Genomic DNA, 20,631 nt, shown 5'->3' with positions numbered 1-20,631 from the left:
CGTATCCGTCCGGATTGGCATTTTAGGTGGTTGCGACAGTTTTGCGATTCCTCTCAACGAGTCTGCAGGCCGCAAAAACCGTGATGCTCCCGCGACAGTTTTAATTCTCTAAATTCACCGCTGGGTCTCCAGACTCGACCCAGCCCCACGAACGGACGCGACATCGATGGACACTCCCTTCTCCCCAATCCACGCCCGTTTGAACAATCGCCACTTTACGGTCGCGAACAACGCCCACGGGCTATCCGGTGCCGGCACGGTGTTTCATTACCTTGTCGAAAGCGATGCCATTTCCGGCACTTACCAAGGCGGTCGAATCCGCATGGGCACGCAGGTCGGGCGCGTGACAGGCGCCGATACCATCGAGTTGCTGTATCAATGCCTGACGCTTGAGGGCGAGCTGCTGGCCGGCTGGTCGCATGGCACGGTAGGCGTGGATCAGGCCGGGCGTACCACTTTGAGCTTCGTGTGGGGATGGTTGTCGGGCGCGACGGGCGGTGGGGAGTCGAGCTACGTGGAGACTAGTGCTTAGCGGTTAAGCGCGTTCGCCCGATCACGGCACAAACTCCACCCTCAGCCCCCGGCTCGCACTGCGCCCCTGATCATCACTGACCCGCAACCGATATTCCCCCGACTTGCCCGGTCGCCAATTCAGCGTGGATTGCGGCGGGCCTTGGCCGATCAGGGTCTGGTCGGCAAACCAGTACAACGTCGTCGCGTCGCTGGCCGCGTTGGCATTCAGCGCAATGCTCTCCTGCGGCTGGGACAGGCGCAGTTGGTAGCTCACCTGGGTCAGCGGCGAGCGGATCTGCGGGGCTTCGCTCTGGTCGCTGATGCGGTTGGGCTGGCAGTTTTTCATCACGCTGGGCGGCGTGCGTCGAGCCAGGCCGGCGGCGCGGTACAGGCGTTGTACGTCGCTGGGCCAGAACTCGAAGACTTCTTCGCGGGTGTACTGCGGGTCGAACGGCGGGCAGGCGGCTTTGCCGGTGCGGGTGTCGATCAGCACCGGGCGGTGCAGGTTGGACACGCGAATCGGTGAGACGCCGGGGATGTACCAGGTCTTGCGGGTTTGCGGGCACCAGCGGTTGGGCAACTCGCCGGAGGCTGCGCAGACGTCGATGCGGATCAGCCCGGGCGGCGGCTTGTCGGGTTTGATCTGCACGTTGGGCAAGGCCAGGGGCAGGGCGTCGGCGATGCGGAAGAACAGCGGCGCGGCGGTTTTGGCGCCGATGAACGCGGGGTTTGGTCGCCCGTCGAAGTTACCTACCCACACCACCAGCACGTAGGGGCCGACCAGGCCGGCGCTCCATGCATCGTGAAAGCCCCAGGAGGTGCCGGTTTTCCAGGCGGTGCGCCAATGTCGGCCGGGCAGGCCATCCGGGCGCGGGTTGCGGCGCAGCATGTCGCGCACCATGAAGGCGGCTTGAGGCGTCAGCAGCGCTGGGCCACTGGCCTGGGGCTGTTCCTGCACATAGCGTAAGGGCCGCAGGTGCCCGTCGCCGGCCAGCATCAGATACAGCCGCGCCAGCTCTTCGGGCGTCATCTCGCCGCCGCCGAGGGCCAGGGCCAGGCCGTAATGGCTTTCACCGCGCAGGCCCTTGATGCCGGCGCGTTGCAACAAGCCGTATAACGAAGGCGCCTTCACCTGGCTGGCGAGCCACACGGCGGGGATATTGCGGCTACGGATCAACGCATCGCGCGCCGTCAGTGGCCCGACAAAACTGCCGTCGAAATTCTCCGGTTGGAAGTAGCCGAAGTTACTGGGTAAATCCTTGAGGATGCTCATGGGGTGGATCACCCCCTGGTCCAGCGCCAATCCGTAGAGGAACGGTTTGAGCGTCGACCCCGGCGAACGCCGCGCCAGCACGCCATTGACCTGGCCATGGATGCCTGTGGATAAGTAATCCGCCGAGCCCACCAGTGCTTTGACGCTCTGGTCGCGGCTGTCGATCAGGATCGCCGTGGCGTTTTCCACCCCGGTACCGCGCCGTTCGGCGATAAAGCCGCTGATCAGGCGTTCGAGCAATTGTTGCAAGGGCAGGTTGAGGGTGCTGTTCAACTCGTTACCCGCTTGGGACGCGAGCAACTGTTCGCTCAAGTGCGGCGCCAGAAACGCGATCTGCTGGCGGTTGCGCGCCTCAAGGGGCAAATCCAGCAGGCTGTCGTTGCGCGGGTCCTGTGGATAAGTAGCGCGCCAGTCGTTCATCAAGCGCAGCCGTGCGTTTTGCAGCGATGGCCCGAAGCGTGCGCGCCGCCCGGGCTGCTGGGGGATCACCGCGAGTGCCAGCGCTTCGGACAACGACAACTGCGCCGCCGACTTGCCGAAGTAGATGCGACTCGCCGCCTCGGCGCCTTCGATATTGCCGCCCATGGGCGCCAGGTTCAGGTAGGCCTCAAGGATGTCGTGCTTGCTGTAGCGCGCTTCCAGCCACAAGGCCAAGGCCATCTGTTGCAGCTTGCCCGGCACTTGGCGGGTGTTGAGGTCCCACAGGCGCCGCGCCAGTTGCATGCTCAGCGTCGAGCCGCCCTGGCGCTGGCCGCCGCTGTAAGTGGCCATGGCCGCCCGCAGCAACGCCGGGGGATTGATCCCCGGGTGCCAGTAGAAATTACGGTCTTCCTTGAGCAGCAAGGCCTCGATCAATGACGGAGAAAACCGCTCCAGCGGTAGCCATAAGCGATATTGCCCGTCATCCGCCAAGGTCATGCGCAACAGCGAGCCATCGTCGGCCAGCACCACCCTCGACGATGTCACCGCCTGTTCCAGCGGGGCATGCGGCCACAGCCGCAGCCCCGCCAGCAGTACCGCCGCTGCCAGCAGCGGCGTCAGGCGTTTAAGGCTTGGTAATTTCAAGCTGGCCTACTTTGCCGCGCCCTTGCAGGGTGGTTTCGTACATGCCTTCGGCGTAAGCCGGTGGCGTATTGAAGGTGCCTGCGTTGGTGGCGCGCACGCGGTACACGAAAGTGCCTACGTCACGCAGTGCGGTGCCGTACAACACCACCCGATCATCGCGCACGTCCACGTAGTCCGGCTGCCAGTTGCTCAGCTCGGTTTCGCCGATCGGCGCTTGCCAGGCGTCAGACGGTTCGCTGTCTTCTACGTATTCAGCTTCCTCGCCTTCACTGTCCTCGGTGCTGGCGGCTTCCGGCTCCGGCGGCAAGTTATACACAGGCTCGACGCCACCGGGCAGCAGGTCGACCACCGCCACTTGCTGCACTTGATCGCGGTCGGTCGCTCTCAGGCGCAGGCGCACCAGGAACTCATCGCCCACCGCGACTTTGCTCACCGGCTCGCCGTTGAGGTCGAGGTACTCGTGGATGATTTCCAGGCCATTGTTGATCGGCTTGAGCTTGGCGCCTTTATCAAAGCCGGCTTCGCTGAGCATGTAGAACGCTGCCGGGCCGTCGGATTTTTCCAGCAGCAACTTTTGCGTGGCGCCAGGCACGGCGGCGCGCGGCGGCTGGCCGGCCATCTCCAGCAGTTGTTGCTGCTTGTCGCCCAGCCACGCGCTGGCTTTGAGGGTCATGTCGCTTTGCGCACGCTGGCCATAGTTGTCCAGGGCGCGCAGTAACAGCGCCGCCGACAGTGAATTGTAACGTTGCTCGTTAAGGCGCTTGCCGAGTTTATCCAGCAGCGCTGTCGGCACATCGTCCAGCAACTCGGGGAAGTGCCGCGCCAGCAGGTGCAGGTGTTCGGCGTCATGCACCAACGGGTCGTAATACAGACCGTCGCTGTTCCACTTATCCACAAGCGAACGCCATGGAATCTTACGGAACAGCGTGTCGGCCTGGCGATCCTGCTTGAGCAGCTTGTAGCTGGCGGCCAGGTAGGCGGCGCCCAGGTCATTCTGCCAAGTGTCCTTGAAGTAGCTCTCGTAGCGCTCACGGATATCGCTCAAGGCGCCGCTCACCAGAATTCCCTGACGGCTCAGCAGGTAACTGGCGTAGGCGCGGTTGCGCAATTCCGACAGGCCTTCGCTCGGGCCGTTGGCCAGGTCCGTCAGATAAGTATTGGCCCGTACCAGCAGATCTTCCGGCACCGGCAGCCCGCGTTCCTTGGCTTCGATCAGGAAGTCGGTGGCGTACAGGCTGGCATACGGGGCCACGTCCGGGTTGGCTGCCCACAAGCCGAAACCGCCGGCCTGGTTCTGGCGCTGGCGCAACATCCGCACCGCGCTGGCGAAGGCTTGTTCGGCCTCGGGCGCGTTGCCACCCCAGATCAACGCCGGCATGGCCTTGGACACCAACTGCTCGGTGCAGGCGTAGCCGTAGTCATCCAGGTAATGCTTGAGGCCGTTGGCCCACACCAGCGGCGACGCCGCCACACCCAATTGCACATCGCGCAGTTGGCTGAACAGTTCGCGGGTGGGCTTGAGCTCTTTGCTGGCGCTGTCGAAACGGCCCAGGCTCAAGGCCACGCGATGTTCGCTCAGGGGGCGGATCGAGGTGGTTTCTGCCACCTGAATGCGCTTGCCGTTCGGCAACACGGCGATAAAGCGCAGATCCGCCGAGCCGAGGGTATCGCCGACCTTGATCTTGAACTCAGCGGTGCCTTCCTTGCGCGGTTGCAGCGACAAGGTGCTGCCTTTGTCGCCCTGCACGTTGAGGCCGTCGCTGGTCTGCACTTCAAACTTCACATCCGCCGCCGCATCGAGGTTGCTGAACACCCCGGCGCTCACGTTGAACACATCCCCCGGCGCCACGAAAGCCGGTACGTTTGGCGTGATCACGAGCGGTCCGCGCACCTCGGTTGTGGCCTCGCTGACGCCCACGCTGTCGGCATCCACCGCCACCGCGAACAGGTGCAGCTTGCCGTTAAAACTGTCGGGCACCTGGTAATGCAGCACGGTGTCGCCGGCCGGCAAGTCCACCAGCCCGGACCACCAGGCCACGGGCGGCTGATGTTTACGCTTGAACGGGTTGAGGTGATTGGCCAGCGCGCCTTCGGTATCGCCACCGGGCGCGGCCCCACTGAGCAGGCGGCTGAATTCCGGCAGGATCAGGTCAAGAATCTGACTGGTGCCGACTTCCAGCGCACGCTTCTGGAAGAAAAAGCCCAACGGGTCCGGCGTCTGGTAGCGCGCCACTTGCAGGATGCCTTCGTCCACCGCATACACCACCGCACGGCCCGGGCGGTCTGCGTTGACCTTGATATCCAGGGTCTGCCCCGGTTCGATCTGCGCCGGGCCGTCAACCTTCAATGGCATGCGCCGCGCATCCAGGTTGATGCTGAACGGCACCACGCCATAGGACAGCGGGCTCATGTAAACCTCGGACGAACCGATGTCGCGCACGAACTGCACGTTGACGTAGGCATTGCCCTCAAGCCCTGCGGGCACGCGGATATGTTGCACGCTGTTGGTGCTGTCGGCCTTGAACCACTGCTGGGTGTAGACCTTGTCACGCTCGATGGTGATCAGGCCCGCCCCGGTGTACGGCGCGCGGACACTGATGGCAATCTCATCCCCCGTTGCGTAACTGCGTTTATCCAGGCGCAGTTGCAGCTCGGCGTTGCGCTCCAGGGAGCGCGAGGTGTTGCCACGCCCGGCCACGCTGTAGTCGATCTGGTTCAGCAGCTTGCCGTTGGCGTCTTTGAGTTGCAGGGTGAAATCGCCGGGGGTGGCGGTGTTCAGGGGTTGCTTGGCGCCGTCCTTGGTCATCACCAGCGGCGAGGCCGGCTGGCTGATGTTTTTGATCCGCGATTCATATTTGTAGGTGCCGTTGGACTGTTTCACCAGCACCGAGACGTAGCGGTGCTCGACCACTTCGCTGGTCAGGCCGTCCACCGCCAGCGGCGTGAGATCCGGCGCGACGGCCAACCATTGCACCTGGCGTGGGGCGTCCTTGGCGACATACGACAGCGAGTCCTGACTTTTCACACCCACCAGGTAGGGCGCAGACGACACCAGCAACGCACTTTGCGCTGCCACATTGCGCCCGCCTTCGGCCTCGAACACCTGGGTCATCACCTGCAGGCGGTAAGTGCTGTTGGCGAAGCGCTGCAGGTTGAGGTCGAGCACGGCTTGGCCGTTGTCATCGACGGTGGTCTCGGCGAGGTCTTCGGTGCTGGCCTCTTCCAGCGTGTCGTTGAGGCGGAAGCGGTAATCGGGGTAACGCTCAAATGCCGCGAGCGTCGGGCTCAGGGACATCTTCGCCGTCACGCGCCGGCCGGACGCCGGGGCGCCGAACAGGTGCATTGCGGTGACCTTGGCCAGCACCTGGTCCGGTGCAATCCAGCCCAGCACCGGCGTGTCGTGCAGGCTCAGGCTGACCTTCATGCGGTCCGGCTCGAAGTCGCGGACCTTGAAGCTGACACTGCCCAGGTCGGTGCGGGTCTGTTTTTCGCCGAGCAGTTGCAAGGTCGCGGTGTAATCCCCGGCGGGGGCCACTTCGCTGCTGGGGAAATCAAAGGTTTCAAAACCGCTGGCGGACAGCTTCAGCGGCTGGCGAATCACTTCCAGGCCGCGCGGGTCGGTGATTTGCAGCTCCACCGGCAGGCCTTGCAGGGCGCCTTTCCAGTTGCCGCTGCGCACGATCATGCCCAGGTGCGCGGTTTCGCCGGGCCGGTACAGGCCACGGTCGGTGAACAGGTAGGCGCTGAGGCGATCGATCGCACCGTCTTCTTGCAAACCACCTACATCAAAGCGCGACAAATCCAGCTGCTGGGACTGACGGGCAATCGGCAGGAAAGACTGGTCATTGCCGCGACTGACCACATACATCAGCGGCGTTTTCTCACGGCGCAGTTCATCGAGTTTGGCGAAATGCGCGTGGCCTTCGGCGTCGGTGTGGCCGCTGGCGACCGGCAAACCGTTACGGCCGATGATGTCGACTTGCGCGTCGGCCACCGGCGAACCATTGCCGATGGACTGCACATACACGTCATGGCTGCCGTCGCTGGAGCGCTTGGCGATGATCCCGAGGTCCGTCACCACGATAAAGCGCAGGTCGCTGGTGCTGCTGCGGGAGTAGTCGAATGTGCGCTCGGCCGGGTCATCCTGTGGGCTGAGCTTGAGTACGAAAATACCGCGCCGGCCGCCGTTGGCGCTCAGGTAGCGGCTGAGATCGACGTTGTCGTAGACGGTTTTCGCCGGGTCGTTGGACGACAGCGGAATATCCAGTGACTGACGCTCGACCATGCGGTCGAAGTACTCATTGCCGAAGTTCGGCCGCGCAAAGCTGCCGCTGCTCTGGTCCACCAAATGTTGCAACTGGTTGGGCAGCAGGCGAGCGATTTCCACATGGGCGCCGGGCACGCCACGGGCCATGAAGCCCAGGCGTTTTTCGCCGGTGAGGCTGAGCAAGGCGCCGTCAGACAGGAACTGCAGCGTGCGCGGATAGGCCGGCATGCTGATCAGCGACGCCGTAGGGTTTTTCGCCAGGTAGCCGCCGATGGCTTCCAGGTTCGCGGGCACGCGCACATACAGCGCACGACCGGCCGGGGCCTTGAACTTGAACGCGTGCAGGGTGTTGAGCGGTTCGACGCTGGGCACGTGGGTCAGGTTGATCTTGGTGCTACGGGCCAGCAGCGCGTCGTCGATGTCGTTGCTGTTATAGGGGCGTGTGTCGTCCTCAGCTTTTTCCGGCAACAGCCACGCCTGGACCTTACCGGCGATGGTGTCATCGGCCACGGCACTGGAGCTGCTGAACATCAACACCGGCTCGGGTTCGCCGCGTTCGTTGTCGACAAAGCTCACTTCGGCAGCGGTAAACGTCAGGCGGTAGCGGCCGGGCACGGTGACTTCGGCCACCAATGGCGCGTTGCTGGCGTTGCCACCGTCACGGGCTTTGATGCCTTCGTCGAGCTTGGCGCTGACGGGCGTGCTTTCCAGCGGGGTGGCCAGGGCGGCGGAGCGTACATAGGCGTTGAGCTGGGTCTCGTCGAAGGTGATTTCCGGGCGATTGGGTAACTGGGCGTCGCGGTAGGCGAGGCCTTTGCCGAGAATGATCGAAACCCGCTTGCGCAGGCTTTCTTCGTCGACCGGGTGGGAAAAGCGGAAAGTCGCCACCAGTTGTTTCAGCGTCGGGTTGGACGGGTCCTGATACAACTCGTTCTGCGAAAGGCTGGCGCGAAACGGCTGGGTGGAGAACTGGCCGCTGTACTCGCTGAGCAACACGCCGTCGGCGAGCAGGTTTTTCTTCGCCAAATCGAAGGTGTAATGGGCGTCGATGGGCCAGTCTTTTTCCGGTGTGAACAGCAACGTGTGGTCATCGGACCAGCGCCAGGCACCGGCCACAGCGGGTTTAAGGGTAATGCCGGCGGTGACCGGCTTGCCTATCGCCGCCAAGGGGGCGACGGACTCGGCAAAACGCACCTGCAGGTTATCCACAACGGCGGGTTGCTGGGTGTAGTCAGTCAGGTTGGGTTTGTGCAGCGAATAACCCACGGTGTGCGGCTGCGGCAGGTTGGAGTACCAATGCCAGCCATAGAACCCGGCGGCGGCCAGCAGCACCAGGCCCAACACCCCGGCACCGGCCTGGCGCGGGTAAGCGCGGGCCTTGCTCGCCAGGTTCAGCCCGCCACGGCCGATGGCACGCAGCCAGAACGGCGGCCGCCATTGGCCGAACAGGGCACCCACCACAGTCATTAACGCACCGAACAAGCGGCGACAGATCGTTTTTAACGCGTCAAACATGGTGAGCATCCCTGGCTAAGTGCGACGTATCTTACACGCGTCTTTAAGACAAACGATGAGGTCGATACGTCGCATCGTGGGGGGATGTTTATGGGGGGCTGGGATTCACATGTTGATCTTCGTCAGGCTTGAGGGCGCTGTTTGTCAGGTCCACCAATAGCGCACCAGATGAAAGAAGATCGGCGCCGCAAAGCACACCGAATCCAGCCGATCGAGCATCCCGCCGTGCCCTTCGATCATATGCCCCCAGTCCTTCACGCCACGGTCGCGTTTGATCGCCGACATCACAATGCCGCCGGCAAACCCCAGCAGGTTGATCAGCAGCGCAATCAGGAACGACTGCCACGGGTTGAACGGCGTGGTCCACCACAGCGCCGCGCCGATCAGCGAGGAGAGCAGGATGCCGCCGACAAAGCCTTCGACGGTTTTCGACGGCGACAGGTTGGGCGCGATCTTGTGTTTGCCGAACAGCTTGCCGCACACGTACTGCAACACGTCCGACAGTTGCACCACGATCACCAGGTAGGCGATCAGCAGCAGGTTGCGGCCTTCATAGCCGGGGATGTCGAGGGTGAGCAGGGCGGGCACGAAGGACACGCAGAACACTGCGATCATCAAGCCCCATTGCACCTTCGAGGCGCGCTCCAGGAAGTGTGTGCTGTCGCCGCCGAGGGAGGCGAGGATCGGCAGCAGCAGGAACACGTACACCGGGATGAAGATCGAGAACAGCCCGTACCAGTCGGCGTAGATCAGCAGGTATTGCAGCGGCAGCGCCAGGTAGAACGCGGCCACCAGGGCCGGGTAGTCGCTGCGCCGGGTGGGGGTGAGGGTGAGGAATTCGCGCAGGGCGTAGAACGAGACGGCGTAGAACAGCAGGATCACTGCGCCGGTGCCGAGCCAGAAGGCGATGCCGATCACCACCACCATCACCCACCAGGCGTTGATGCGGGCATTGAGGTTGTCGATCACCGCATTCGGCGTGCCACGGGTGCGCAGCTTGAGGATCAGGCCGATCAGCGAGGCGAGTACCAGGATCGCGCCGATCCCGCCGAACAGCATCAGGGTTTGGCTATCCATGTCAGAAATGCTCCGGGGCGAGGGCGAGCAGGGCGTCGCGGGTGCGGGCAAGGAAGGCCGCTTTGTCTTCGCCGTCTTCCAATTGCAGTGGGGCGCCGAAGCTGGTGGTACACAGCAAAGGCAGCGGCAGGACGCGGCCCTTGGGCATGACCCGGTTGAGGTTGGCAATCCACACCGGGATCAATTCGGCCTGTGGGTAACTTTTTGCCAGGTGATACAGGCCGCTTTTAAACGGCAGCAAGCCGTCTTCCAGATTGCGTGTGCCTTCGGGAAAGATGATCAGCGAGTCGCCGCCTTCCAGCGCGGCGAGCATGGGCTGCAAGGGGTTATCCACAGGGTCTTTGCGTTCACGGTCGATCAACACGCCGTTGAATACGCGGCGGATGATGTAGCGGCGCAGCGCACTTTTATTCCAGTAGTCACTGCCGGCCACCGGGCGCGTGAATTTGCGCAGGTTCTGCGGCAGCGATGCCCACAGCAACACAAAGTCGCCGTGGCTGCTGTGGTTGGCGAAATAGATGCGTTGCACCGGCAACGGCGCGCATCCCAGCCACAGGCTGCGGGCGCCGGTGACGGTGCGGGCCATCGAGGTAATCAGGGTGGCAACCACGGGTTCGAACATGGGGATTCCTTATCCGGTGAAAGGTAGCCAAGGGCTGGCGAGGATCACGCCCAGGGTCAGCAGCACTTGCGCGCCGAGCAGCCAGGCTTGCTTGCGCAGCAGTTTGAGGGCGCCGCGACGGCGTTCGGGCCAGGGCCGGCCGGCGCGTTTGGGCGACTGCAGGCCGAGGGTTTGCAGGGCCTGGTCGAGGTCCGGGGTGCGTTCGGTGTCGCGGGCGAGCAGGGTGAACAGGTCGGCGTCGAAGGCCACGCGCAGTGCCCAGTACTTCTGCAGCAGGCCGAGGATAATCATCCACAGGCTGAGCAGTAGGCAGATCGGCGCGACACTGGCCATCAACAGTTGCGCCAGGCCGAATAACACGCCCAGCAGCGTCAGGCCTGTGGATAACTGATCCAGTGAGCGGCCACGGCGCAGCAGGCTGGCGACGACCTGAAGTTCCATATCAGCAGGCATGGGGCAAGGCCTCCAAGGCATGGCGATGAGCGGGATGCAGGACCACCTGGGTCCGTGCTGTACGAATAATAGCCAGTGCTTGATCCACCGTGGCGGCGCGCCCGCTGTGCAGCAGCCAGGCGGCGACGGCGGTAGCGCTGCGCGAATAGCCGAGGGCGCAGCACACCAGCACGGCGCCGCTGGCGCGCAGGCGTTCGATGGCTTGCGCCGCTTGCAGGCATTCGGCGGGGGTCGGCGCGATCAGGTCGAGTACGGGGACGCATTGATAGGCGCGGCCCTGTGGATTAATCGGCAATTCCGCGCACAAATCGACGATGGCCGTGAATGAACCTTGCTCTCGCGCGGTAGGCAGCCGCCCGAGCCAGACGTTATCCACAATCAGGTCGGGTTGTGGATGCGTGCGTGTCCACCACCGCGAATTGAGCCACGCCGCCGCCAGATACGGTGCATACAGCCAGCGCGCGGCGGGGGTCAGTTGACCGTCGGCACGTTTCTGGAAACCTGGCGCGCCGAGGACGACGTAATTCGCCTTGATCAGCCCCAGGGACAGCGCCGGCCACAGCAGCCACAGCCACCCGCCGCCGAGGGTAAACGCGAGGATGATCAGCGCCAGCGCGCCCAGGCCATAGCGCAACCCCAGCCGCCAGCGCGTGGAATCGCGGGTCAGCCGCGCATTCAACAGCGGGCTCGGGTGTTCCAGCGGCCACAGCCACACGCACAGCCAACCCGCCAGGGCGCCTGTGGGTAAGTCAATAAAGTGGTGTTGATAAGTGGTCAGCACCGAAACCCCGATCAGCGCGAACCAGCCGTGTACCAGCCAGCGCCAGGCGCCCTGGGTGTGGCGTTGGTACATGATCCACAGGATCACCAGCAGCGCGATATGCAGCGACGGCGCCTGGTTGAACGGTTTGTCGAAACCGGCCAGCACGGCAAACAGCCAGCCGAACACGCCATCCAGCTCCGGCCGTTCGAAGGTGAAGCGCAGCGGCCAGATCAGGAAGCAACTCACGGCGATGAGCTGCGCACTCAGCAGGCGCAGCGCATGTTGCTTCAGTTCATGGCGGCTGTTGGGCAACAGCAGGGAGAAACCGTAGAGCAGGTCGATGGTCCAGTAGGGCACGATGGTCCAGGCCCAGAACGGCATGTGGGTTTCCCAATCGAACACCAGCGTGCCGACGTCGCTGCGCTGGCTGGTGACCCATGTGGCAAAGCCATAGGTGCTGAAAAACAGCGGCGCTAACAGCAACAGCCACAGGAACGCGGGCTTTAACAGGCCGGGCTCGCGCATGTTCAGATCTTCTGCGCCAGGGACACGGTAAAGATGCCCCACTCATCCACCCGCTGGGTGATCTTGCGGAAACCGGCGGCTTGCACCAGTTGATCCATTTCTGCCTGGCTGCGCCGGCGCATCACCCAGGCCTGGCCCTGGCGATGGCTGGTCAACGCGCGGGCGATCAGTTCCAACTGCGGGTGCCACGGCTGGCCGGTGTAGACCAGATAACCGCCGGGCTCCACGGCTTCGGCCAAGCCCGCCAGCGAACCGCCGACCATGGCGTTGTCGGCAAACAATTCATACAGCCCGGAGACCACCGCCAACGTCGGCTTGGGCGCCAGCGCCGCCAGGTCCGCGCGGTCGAACGCGTCGCCTTTGACGAATTGCGCGATATCCCCCAGGCCTTTCTCGCGAATCAGTGCGCCACCGTCGCGCACGTTGATGTCGCTGTAGTCGCGCAGCAGGATCGATTCCGGCAGCGGCGAAACGCCCTGCAAGGCTTCGAGAATGTAGCGACCGTGGCCGGCGGCGATATCGACGATGCGCACTTCGCGGTCCGCTGTGCGCAACTGGGTCATGGCCAGGCGCAGCAGCTCTTCGACGTTCAGCTTGCGCTGGCGAATGCCGCGCCAGCCGATGGAGTTGAGGTAGTTGGTGTCGATCATCCGGCCCAGCCGGCCTTTGCCGGTGGGCGTGTTGCGGTACACGTAGTCCAGGGTGCTGCCGGAGTCGAAACCGGTGTCGAAGCCCAGCTTCACGCCGTCTGACAGCGTTTTGCCCAGGCCCATGCTGGCGCGGGTCATACGCCAATACAGGTCGCGCAAGGAATTGCGCGGCAGCGGCGCAGCGAGGGATTCGGATTCGGCGCAGGTGGCGCCCAGCTTGTCGGCATCGAGCAGTGAGGCGCGGTCCAGCGGGTGCGTGAAGTTTTGCAGGATAAAACGTCGGGCGCTGCTCACGGCCACGGCGCGGTCGCGCTCGCCGAGGGTGTCGTGGAAGAAGCCGGGGAGGATATGCAGTTCTTTTTTCAGGCTGCCGAGGCGGTCGAAAAACTGTTGTTGGGGTTTGCGATGCACCACGAAGTCGGAGCCAGAGATCAGCAGTTGGGTCGGCACCTGGATCGCCTGGGCATCGGCGACAACCCGGTCGGCCGCTTCGTACAGGCCGAGCAGCACATTCACCGAAATCGCCTTGGTGATCAGCGGGTCGCTGTCGTAGGACGCAACGCGTTCCGGGTCGTGGCTGAGGAACTTGGCCTTGACGTAACTGTTGACGAAAAAGTTGCCGCGAAACTTGCGCATCAGCGCCAGGCCCGGCCGGGCGAAGGGCACGTACAGTTTGACTTTGAATGCCGGGGAGGCGAGCACGAGCGCGCGGATTTTCGGCGCGTAGTCGTGGACCCAGGTGGCTGCGATCACTGCGCCGACGCTTTGGGCGATGACTGCAGTATTTTCGGCCTCGACGCCGTAAGTGGCGCCGATGTGGTCGCAGAAAGTCTGCACGTCGCGGGCGCTGGTGGCGAAGCTGGGGCTGTCGCCGCGCTCGCCGGGAGATTGGCCGTGGCCACGGGCGTCCCAGGCGAAGAAGTCGAAATGCGGCAGGTTCAGTTCATCGACCAGGTGGGCGATGCGCCCCGAATGCTCATGGCCGCGATGGAACAGCAGGATCGCCTTGCGCGGCTCGCCGTCCGCTGGGGCGGTAGCCGGCCAGTGCCGGTAGAAAAGCTCGACGCTATCATGGGTACTGAAGGTGTGTTCTTGCTGTTCGCGCATCGCAAAATCCTTATGCAGAAGGGGAAATGTGTTGTTCTTCTTTGAGGCCCTGACGCACCCGGTTGACCAGGGTGTAGGCGAGCAGGGCGGCGACCAGCCACATCACCGTGTCGACCCAACCGGCGCCGAGCCAGCCCAACGCCACACCGGTGGCCAGCACGCCGAGGACGAATGCCCGATCACTTTTGCCCATCGGCCCGTCGTAGCGCCGTGACGCGCCGACCATCGGCCCGAGCACCCCGGCGTATTCGCTGAACACCGCCAGCAAGGTCACCAGCAGCACCGGCGCCAGGCTGACGCCGGGGATCAGCGCAAAGGGCAGGATCAGCGCGCTGTCGGCGATCACATCGCACAGTTCATTAAGGTAGGCGCCCAGGCGCGACTGCTGGCCGAATTCCCGGGCGAGCATGCCGTCGATGGCGTTCAGGGCCATGCGCACGATCATCCACAGCGGGATCAGCGCAAACACCCAGAGGTGTTGGGCAAAGCCGGCGATCAGCAGGCCGACCAGCAGGGAGATGACCCCGGCCAGCACGGTGATCTGGTTGGCGGTGGTGCCGTTGTCATAGAGGCGCTGCACGAGGGGGCGCAGCAGGTTTTGAAACCGCGGTTTGAGCTGATAGATCGAAATCATGGGGGTGACGCTTCCTTGTCCGTGAACCCGCGAAAAACTGCTCGGGAGTGTGCCGATTAATCGTAGCCTGCACCAGTGATGGCGCGTGTTTATGGGGGTTTAGTCACGCTCCGGAGCGCGATGAAGAACAAATGTGGGAGGGGGCTTGCCCCCGATGGCGGCGGACCGGCCAACCCATGCATCAACTGACCCAGAGCGATCGGGGGCAAGCCCCCTCCCACAGTGGATCTGTGTTGCATGTAAAGACGGCGTTCAGCGAACAAAAATTTCACGCATTGTGTTATATCGTAACGAATTATGTACAAGCGGGCATGAGTGGATGCAAGTGGATCTAGAAGCTGACGGCGCTTCGGTTGAAGGCCTGCCGCGTTTTCAGCAAGGGCTGTTCCAGGCCCGTCGATTGAGGCAAGCCGGTATCAGCCTGACTGCCGTGGCCATCAGCGGCTGGGTGTTGGCGCTGTTTGTTGCGCTGTTTGCACCGGTGTCGATCTGGCCGGTGGTGTTGATCAACTGCGCGTCCGCGCTGCTGGTGCTGGTGGCCGGGTTGCAGTCGGCGTGGTGGGTTGCCGATTGGCGTGCCCAGGCGCTGGAAGCGTCGGCACCTGAGTTACTCGTAGCAGAGGACGAACCCGCCGGCTGGCAGGCGCGCCTGGTGGGGCGTTTTGGCAGAGGGTTGCTGGCCCAGATCGGCGCGCCGGTGTTGTGGCTCGGCGGTTGGTCGTTGTTCGCGCTGGTCAGCATCATCGAGTTCTGGAACCTGGGCTTGCCGGCGGCAGCGGTCGGCCAATCCGCCAGTATCGGCGCCGCGCTGGCCTTGGCATTGGCCTTTGGCCTGCTGGTGTTCGAGCGGCGCCTGGCCCAGGAAACCGCCGCGCAATGGCCGGAAGCCGCGCAGTTGGCGCAACTGAGCCGGGTGGCGATTGCGTGCCTGCTGATCAGCGCGATTTGCCTGCTGTTTGCCAGTGCCGGGTCGGTGTGGCCGCTGCGCCTGGCGACGCTGGTCGGGCTGTTGCCGGCGCTGGTCGCGCTGGAGTTTCTGTTACGGGCCGTGCTGTCACTGTTCAGCCCGCGCCAACCGCGCCTCGAACCGCGCCTGATGGCGCAGAGTTTTATCGCCGGTCTGCTGCGCTGGCCGCCGCAACCGCTGCAGGCCTTGCAGCACGAATTGCATAACCGCTTCGGTATCGACCTGCGCCAGATCTGGGCGTTTACCTACATGCGCCGGGCGTTTCTGCCGGTGCTGCTGGTGGTGCTGGCCGTCGGCTGGGCGCTGACGGGGGTGCATGAAGTGCCCCTGCAAGGCCGTGGGATCTATGAGCGCTTTGGCAAACCGGTGCAAGTCTTCGGCCCTGGCCTGCATGCCGGGTTGCCGTGGCCGTTGGGCCGCGTGCTGAACGTGGAGAACGGCGTGGTGCATGAGCTGGCGACCAGCGTCGGCGAAGCCGCCAGCCCGGAACTCGCGGCCGCCGAAGGCCCGGCGCCGCTGATCGCCAACCGCCTGTGGGACGCCAGCCATGTGAATGACAAATCCCAGGTGATCGCCAGCAGCCGTGGCGACAAGCAGAGCTTCCAGATCGTCAATATGGATGTGCGCTTCGTCTACCGTATCGGCCTGACCGACCAGGCTGCGCTTGCCGCCACTTATAACAGTGCGGATGTGCCGACCCTGATCCGCAGCACCGCCAGCCGTATCCTCGTGCATGACTTTGCCTCGCGCACCCTCGACGAATTGCTCGGCGAACAACGCACCGGCCTGGCCGACAAAATCGGCCGCGCCGTGCAAGCGGACCTGCAAAAACTCGACAGCGGCGTGGAAATTCTCGCCACGGTGGTCGAAGCCATCCACCCACCGTCCGGTGCCGCCAACGCCTATCACGGCGTGCAAGCGGCGCAGATCGGCGCCCAGGCGCTGATCTCCCGCGAACGCGGCGCCGCCAGCGAACAAACCAACCAGGCCCTGCTGCAAGCCAGCACCGTCCGCGACCAGGCCCAGGCTACCGCGCGCGAGGTCAATGCCGGCGCCCAGGCGGCGGACCTGCGTTTTGCCGCCGAACAAAAGGCCTACGCCAGCGCGGGCAAAGCCTTCGTGCTGGAGCAGTACCTCGGCCAGCTGACCCAGGGCCTGGCCCACGCCAAGCTGTTGATTCTGGATCATCGCCTGGGCGCCGACAGTGCGCCGACGATCGATCTGCGTTCTTTTTCCTTGCCGGCCGATCCCTCGGTGCCGCGCAAAGCCGTTCAATAAGGAGTCTGTCTGTTGAGCGCTCATTCTCACGATCATGGTCACCACCACCACGGCCACCATCACCACCACCATGGCGATGAACAACCCGCCGGCCCATTCCCTTGGCGGCGCATGGCCTGGGCCGTGCTGCTGGTGCTGTTTGCGGTCGCGGCCGCGAGCCTGGTGCAGGTGCGGTCCGGCGAAGCCACGGTGATTACCCGTTTCGGCAACCCGTCGCGGGTGCTGCTGGAGCCGGGCCTGGGCTGGCGCTGGCCGGCGCCGTTCGAAGCGGCGATCCCGGTGGACCTGCGCCTGCGCACCACCTCCAGCGGTTTGCAGGACGTCGGCACCCGCGATGGCCTGCGCATCATCGTGCAGGCTTACGTGGCGTGGCAGGTGCAGGGCGATGCCGACAATGTGCAGCGCTTCATGCGTGCGGTGCAGAACCAGCCGGATGAAGCGGCGCGGCAGATTCGGACCTTTGTCGGTTCGGCGCTGGAAACCACGGCGGCCAGCTTCGACCTGTCCAGCCTGATCAATACCGATGCCAGCCAAGTGCGCATCGCCGATTTCGAAGCGCAGTTGCGCCAGCAGATCGATCAACAATTGCTCACCACCTATGGCGTGCGCGTGGCGCAGGTGGGCATCGAGCGCCTGACCTTGCCGTCGGTGACGCTCACCGCCACCGTCGACCGCATGCGCGCCGAGCGTGAAACCATCGCCACCGAACGCACCGCCGTGGGCAAGCGTGAAGCGGCGCAGATTCGCTCTGCCGCCGAGCGCGATGCGCGGATCGTGCAGGCCGATGCCACGGTGAAAGCCGCCGACATCGAAGCGCAATCGCGGGTCGAAGCGGCGCAGATTTATGGGCGCGCCTACGCGGGCAATCCCCAGCTGTACAACCTGCTGCGTTCGCTCGATACCCTGGGCACCGTGGTCACCCCGGGCACCAGGATCATCCTGCGTACCGATGCTGCGCCGTTCCGCGCATTGGTGGATGGGCCGAAGGATGTCCAGCCATGACCGAGCGTGACAGCCCGGACAGCCCGTGGATCCAGGCCGGGCGCCTGACGTTCATGGCGCTGTACGCGGTGACGGTGTTGGCCGCCCTGGCCTGGGCGTTTTCCAATGTGCGCCAGATCGACCCGCAGAATCGCGCCGTGGTGTTGCACTTCGGCGCGCTTGATCGGATTCAGAATGCCGGGCTGTTGCTGGCGTGGCCGCAGCCGTTCGAGCAGGTCGTGCTGTTGCCGGCGGCGGACCGGGTGATCGAGCGGCGGGTCGACAACCTGCTGCGTTCCGATGCCGCGGTGCAGGCCGACCGCGTGGCCAGTTTGGCCACGCCGTTGAGCGATGCCCTGGCCGGCTCCGGCTACCTGCTGACCGGCGACGCCGGCGTGGTGCAGCTGGATGTGCGGGTGTTCTACAAGGTCACCGAGCCGTATGCGTTTGTGTTGCAGGGCGAGCACGTGCTGCCGGCGCTGGATCGTCTGGTGACGCGCAGCGCCGTGGCCCTGACGGCGGCGCGGGATCTGGACACGATTCTGGTGGCGCGCCCCGAATTGATCGGCAGCGACAACGGCGCCGCCGAGCGTCGTGAACGGCTGCGCGGCGACTTGGTGCAAGGCATCAACAAGCGCCTGGCACAGTTGACTGCCAGCGGCTTGGGAGTGGGCATCGAAGTCACCCGCGTCGATGTGCAATCGAGCCTGCCGAGCCCGGCGGTGAATGCCTTCAATGCGGTGCTCACCGCCAGTCAGCAAGCCGACAAAGCCGTGGCGAATGCGCGGACCGACGCGGAAAAACTCACGCAAACCGCGAATCAACAGGCTGACCGCCTGGTGCAAGTCGCCCACGCCCAGGCCAGCGAACGCCTGGCCAACGCCCAGGCGCAAACCGCCACCGTCGCCAGCCTGGCCCAGGTCAAAGACCCCGGCTTGCTGTTGCGCCTGTACCGCGAACGCTTGCCGAAGATTCTCGGCCAGGCCGGTTCCGTGACCACGGTCGATCCCAAAGACGACTCCCGCTTGATCATTCAGGGAGCCGAACAATGAGCGCGCCCATGCTGACATCCGCCGAGCAGCGCAGCGCCGCCCGGCAATTGACCCTGGCCATGCTCGCCCTCGGTTTGCTCGTGCTGGGCCTGGTGTGGCGCTGGCTGGCGCCGGACCAGAGCGGCGTCAGCCAGTTGCTGCTCGGCGTGGCCTCGCTGCTGGTGGCCGTGCCGGTGATGCGCTCGGCCTGGTACAGCCTGCGTTTTCCCAGCCTGCATGGCATCACCGACCAGCTTATCGCCCTGGCGATGCTCGGCGCATGGGCCACGGGCGATCTGCTGACCGCCGCGTTGCTGCCGATCATCATGATCTTCGGCCATGTGTTGGAAGAGCGCAGCGTGATCGGCTCCCAGGAAGCGATCCATGCCCTCGGCAAACTGACCCGCAGCCACGCACGCCTGGTGCAGGCGGACGGCAGCATCAGCGAAGTCGACAACGGCACGCTGAACACCGGCGACGTTGTCGAAGTGCGCGCCGGCGACCGCGTGCCCGCCGATGGCGTGGTGCTGTCGGGCCAGGCCAGCCTCGACACGGCGCCGATCACCGGCGAGTCGGTGCCGCTGGAAGCCAGTGTCGGCGTGCAAGTGTTTGGTGGTGCGATCAACCTCGACGGGTTGTTGCGCCTGGAGGTGACGCGCACCGGCAACGAGTCGACCCTGGGCAAGGTCATCGCCCTGATGCAGAACGCCGAGCGTTCCAAGCCGCCGATCACGCGGCTGCTGGAGCGCTACGCCGGCAGCTATATGGTGTTGGTGCTGTTGCTGGCGGCGGTGACGTGGTTTGTTACCAATGACGCCCAGGCGATGCTCGCGGTGTTGGTGGCGGCGTGCCCATGCGCGCTGGTGCTGTCGGCCCCGGCCACGGCGATTGCCGGGATTGCCGTGGCGGCGCGGCATGGGATTCTGATCCGCAGCTCGGCGTTCCTCGAAGAGTTGGCGGACCTGACCTCGCTGGTGGTCGACAAGACCGGCACCCTGACCTTTGGCACCCTGCGTTTGCAGTCCATCGAAACCACCGCGCCGGACCGCCAAGGGTTGTTGAACCTGGCGGCCAGCCTCGGGTCGGCCAGCAGCCACCCGGTCAGCCGCGCGTTGGCGGGGTTGGCGAGCCAGGAACAGCTGTTGGTGCTCACCGACATCCGCGAACGCCAAGGCCTCGGCGTGGTGGCCCGGACCGCGCAGGGCGAAGCGGCGCTGGGCCGGCCGGAGCTGTTCGAGCAGTTGGGCATCGTCACCACCCGCGTCCCCGACCATGATGGCCCGATTGCCGGGCTGGCCTTGAACGGTGCGTTCCTCGCCTGGCTGTTGCTCGCCGACAGCGTCAAACCCGAAGCGCGCCAGGCCCTGCAAGAGCTGCGCGACCTGGGCCTGGGTCGCCAACTGCTGTTGACCGGCGACCGTCAAAGCGTGGCCGACAGCCTGGCCCTCGACGTCGGCATCAGCGATGTCGAAGCTCAGGCGTTGCCGGAAGACAAACTCAACCGCGTATTGGGCGAGATCCGCAGCGGTTTCCGGCCGATGGTGGTGGGCGACGGCATCAACGACTCCCTGGCGCTCAAAGCGGGCGTGGTCGGTGTGGCCATGGGCGCGGGCGGTGCGGACATCGCGCTGGCCTCGGCGGATGTGGTGTTGATTGGCAGCGACTTGCGCCGCCTGGGCACGTGTGTGCGCTTGAGTCGCCAGTGTCGGCACACGTTGCAGGTCAACGTGATCATCGGCCTGGGCTGGACGCTGGCCATCGTGGTGTTCGCCGCGTTTGGCTGGTTGGGCGCCGCCGGCGCGATGATCGCGGCGGTGTTGCACAACCTCAGCACCTTGCTGGTGCTGGGCAATGCCGGGCGTTTGCTGCGGTTTCAGGAGCCGCTGTCGAAGCTGGAGAAATAACTGTCA

The 20,631-nt window shown here is 64.5% G+C and carries 13 protein-coding genes; 5 read left to right on the top strand and 8 right to left on the bottom strand.

All coding sequences use genetic code 11. The features are described from left to right. The first annotated feature begins 166 nt into the window (after nucleotides 1-166). Nucleotides 167-532 carry a hypothetical protein gene (locus tag J2Y83_RS28830; RefSeq protein ID WP_253400220.1) on the top strand — a complete coding sequence of 122 codons (366 nt, stop codon included), beginning with the start codon at nucleotides 167-169 and terminating at the stop codon, nucleotides 530-532. A 21-nt stretch (nucleotides 533-553) separates the two neighbouring features. Here the strand turns inward: J2Y83_RS28830 and pbpC are convergent, their stop codons facing one another. The 8 genes from pbpC to J2Y83_RS28790 form a co-directional block, all read right to left on the bottom strand. Beyond that, entirely contained in the window at nucleotides 554-2,851 is a 2,298-nt protein-coding gene (gene pbpC / locus J2Y83_RS28825) for a penicillin-binding protein 1C (protein ID WP_253400219.1), read from the bottom strand. Further along, complete coding sequence (locus J2Y83_RS28820; protein ID WP_253400218.1) at nucleotides 2,832-8,633, bottom strand: MG2 domain-containing protein; 5,802 nt, start codon at nucleotides 8,631-8,633, stop codon at nucleotides 2,832-2,834. The genes pbpC and J2Y83_RS28820 overlap by 20 nt, the downstream gene beginning before the upstream one ends. 144 nt (nucleotides 8,634-8,777) lie before the next feature. Then, on the bottom strand, nucleotides 8,778-9,710 hold the full coding sequence (locus J2Y83_RS28815; protein WP_247408497.1) for a phosphatidate cytidylyltransferase: 933 nt from the start codon (nucleotides 9,708-9,710) through the stop codon (nucleotides 8,778-8,780). A gap of 1 nt (nucleotide 9,711) precedes the next feature. Continuing rightward, nucleotides 9,712-10,332, bottom strand: coding sequence for a lysophospholipid acyltransferase family protein (locus J2Y83_RS28810; protein WP_253400217.1), 621 nt, complete (start codon nucleotides 10,330-10,332; stop codon nucleotides 9,712-9,714). Between the two features lie 9 nt (nucleotides 10,333-10,341). Next, nucleotides 10,342-10,785 (bottom strand): hypothetical protein, encoded by a 444-nt coding sequence (locus J2Y83_RS28805; protein ID WP_253400216.1) that lies wholly within the window; start codon nucleotides 10,783-10,785, stop codon nucleotides 10,342-10,344. Next, nucleotides 10,775-12,073 (bottom strand): phosphatase PAP2/dual specificity phosphatase family protein, encoded by a 1,299-nt coding sequence (locus J2Y83_RS28800; RefSeq protein ID WP_253400215.1) that lies wholly within the window; start codon nucleotides 12,071-12,073, stop codon nucleotides 10,775-10,777. Before J2Y83_RS28800 ends, J2Y83_RS28805 begins: the two co-directional genes overlap by 11 nt. A 2-nt stretch (nucleotides 12,074-12,075) precedes the next feature. Then, the gene (locus J2Y83_RS28795; RefSeq protein ID WP_253400214.1) at nucleotides 12,076-13,830 is read right to left on the bottom strand and encodes a bifunctional alpha/beta hydrolase/class I SAM-dependent methyltransferase; all 1,755 of its coding nucleotides are present in this window, start codon (nucleotides 13,828-13,830) and stop codon (nucleotides 12,076-12,078) included. Between the two features lie 10 nt (nucleotides 13,831-13,840). Beyond that, on the bottom strand, nucleotides 13,841-14,464 hold the full coding sequence (locus J2Y83_RS28790) for a CDP-alcohol phosphatidyltransferase family protein (protein ID WP_253400213.1): 624 nt from the start codon (nucleotides 14,462-14,464) through the stop codon (nucleotides 13,841-13,843). A gap of 319 nt (nucleotides 14,465-14,783) precedes the next feature. On the opposite strand from J2Y83_RS28790, the gene hflK (J2Y83_RS28785) reads away from it, so the two are divergent. The 4 genes from hflK (J2Y83_RS28785) to J2Y83_RS28770 are packed head-to-tail and all read left to right on the top strand — an operon-like array spanning nucleotide 14,784 to nucleotide 20,625. Beyond that, nucleotides 14,784-16,709, top strand: coding sequence for a protease modulator HflK (hflK, locus tag J2Y83_RS28785; RefSeq protein WP_253400212.1), 1,926 nt, complete (start codon nucleotides 14,784-14,786; stop codon nucleotides 16,707-16,709). Nucleotides 16,710-16,721: 12 nt separating this feature from the next. Then, nucleotides 16,722-17,711 (top strand): protease modulator HflC, encoded by a 990-nt coding sequence (hflC, locus tag J2Y83_RS28780; protein WP_253400211.1) that lies wholly within the window; start codon nucleotides 16,722-16,724, stop codon nucleotides 17,709-17,711. Beyond that, nucleotides 17,708-18,742 (top strand): protease modulator HflK, encoded by a 1,035-nt coding sequence (gene hflK, locus J2Y83_RS28775; protein ID WP_253400210.1) that lies wholly within the window; start codon nucleotides 17,708-17,710, stop codon nucleotides 18,740-18,742. Before hflC ends, hflK (J2Y83_RS28775) begins: the two co-directional genes overlap by 4 nt. Further along, complete coding sequence (locus J2Y83_RS28770) at nucleotides 18,739-20,625, top strand: cation-translocating P-type ATPase (protein WP_253400209.1); 1,887 nt, start codon at nucleotides 18,739-18,741, stop codon at nucleotides 20,623-20,625. Before hflK (J2Y83_RS28775) ends, J2Y83_RS28770 begins: the two co-directional genes overlap by 4 nt. Nucleotides 20,626-20,631 lie beyond the last annotated feature (6 nt).

It is taken from the genome of Pseudomonas marginalis (assembly GCF_024169655.1).
Lineage (GTDB): Bacteria > Pseudomonadota > Gammaproteobacteria > Pseudomonadales > Pseudomonadaceae > Aquipseudomonas > Aquipseudomonas paraveronii.
Note: the sequence above shows the minus strand (reverse complement) of the source record. Positions and strands in the feature narration are given on the sequence as shown.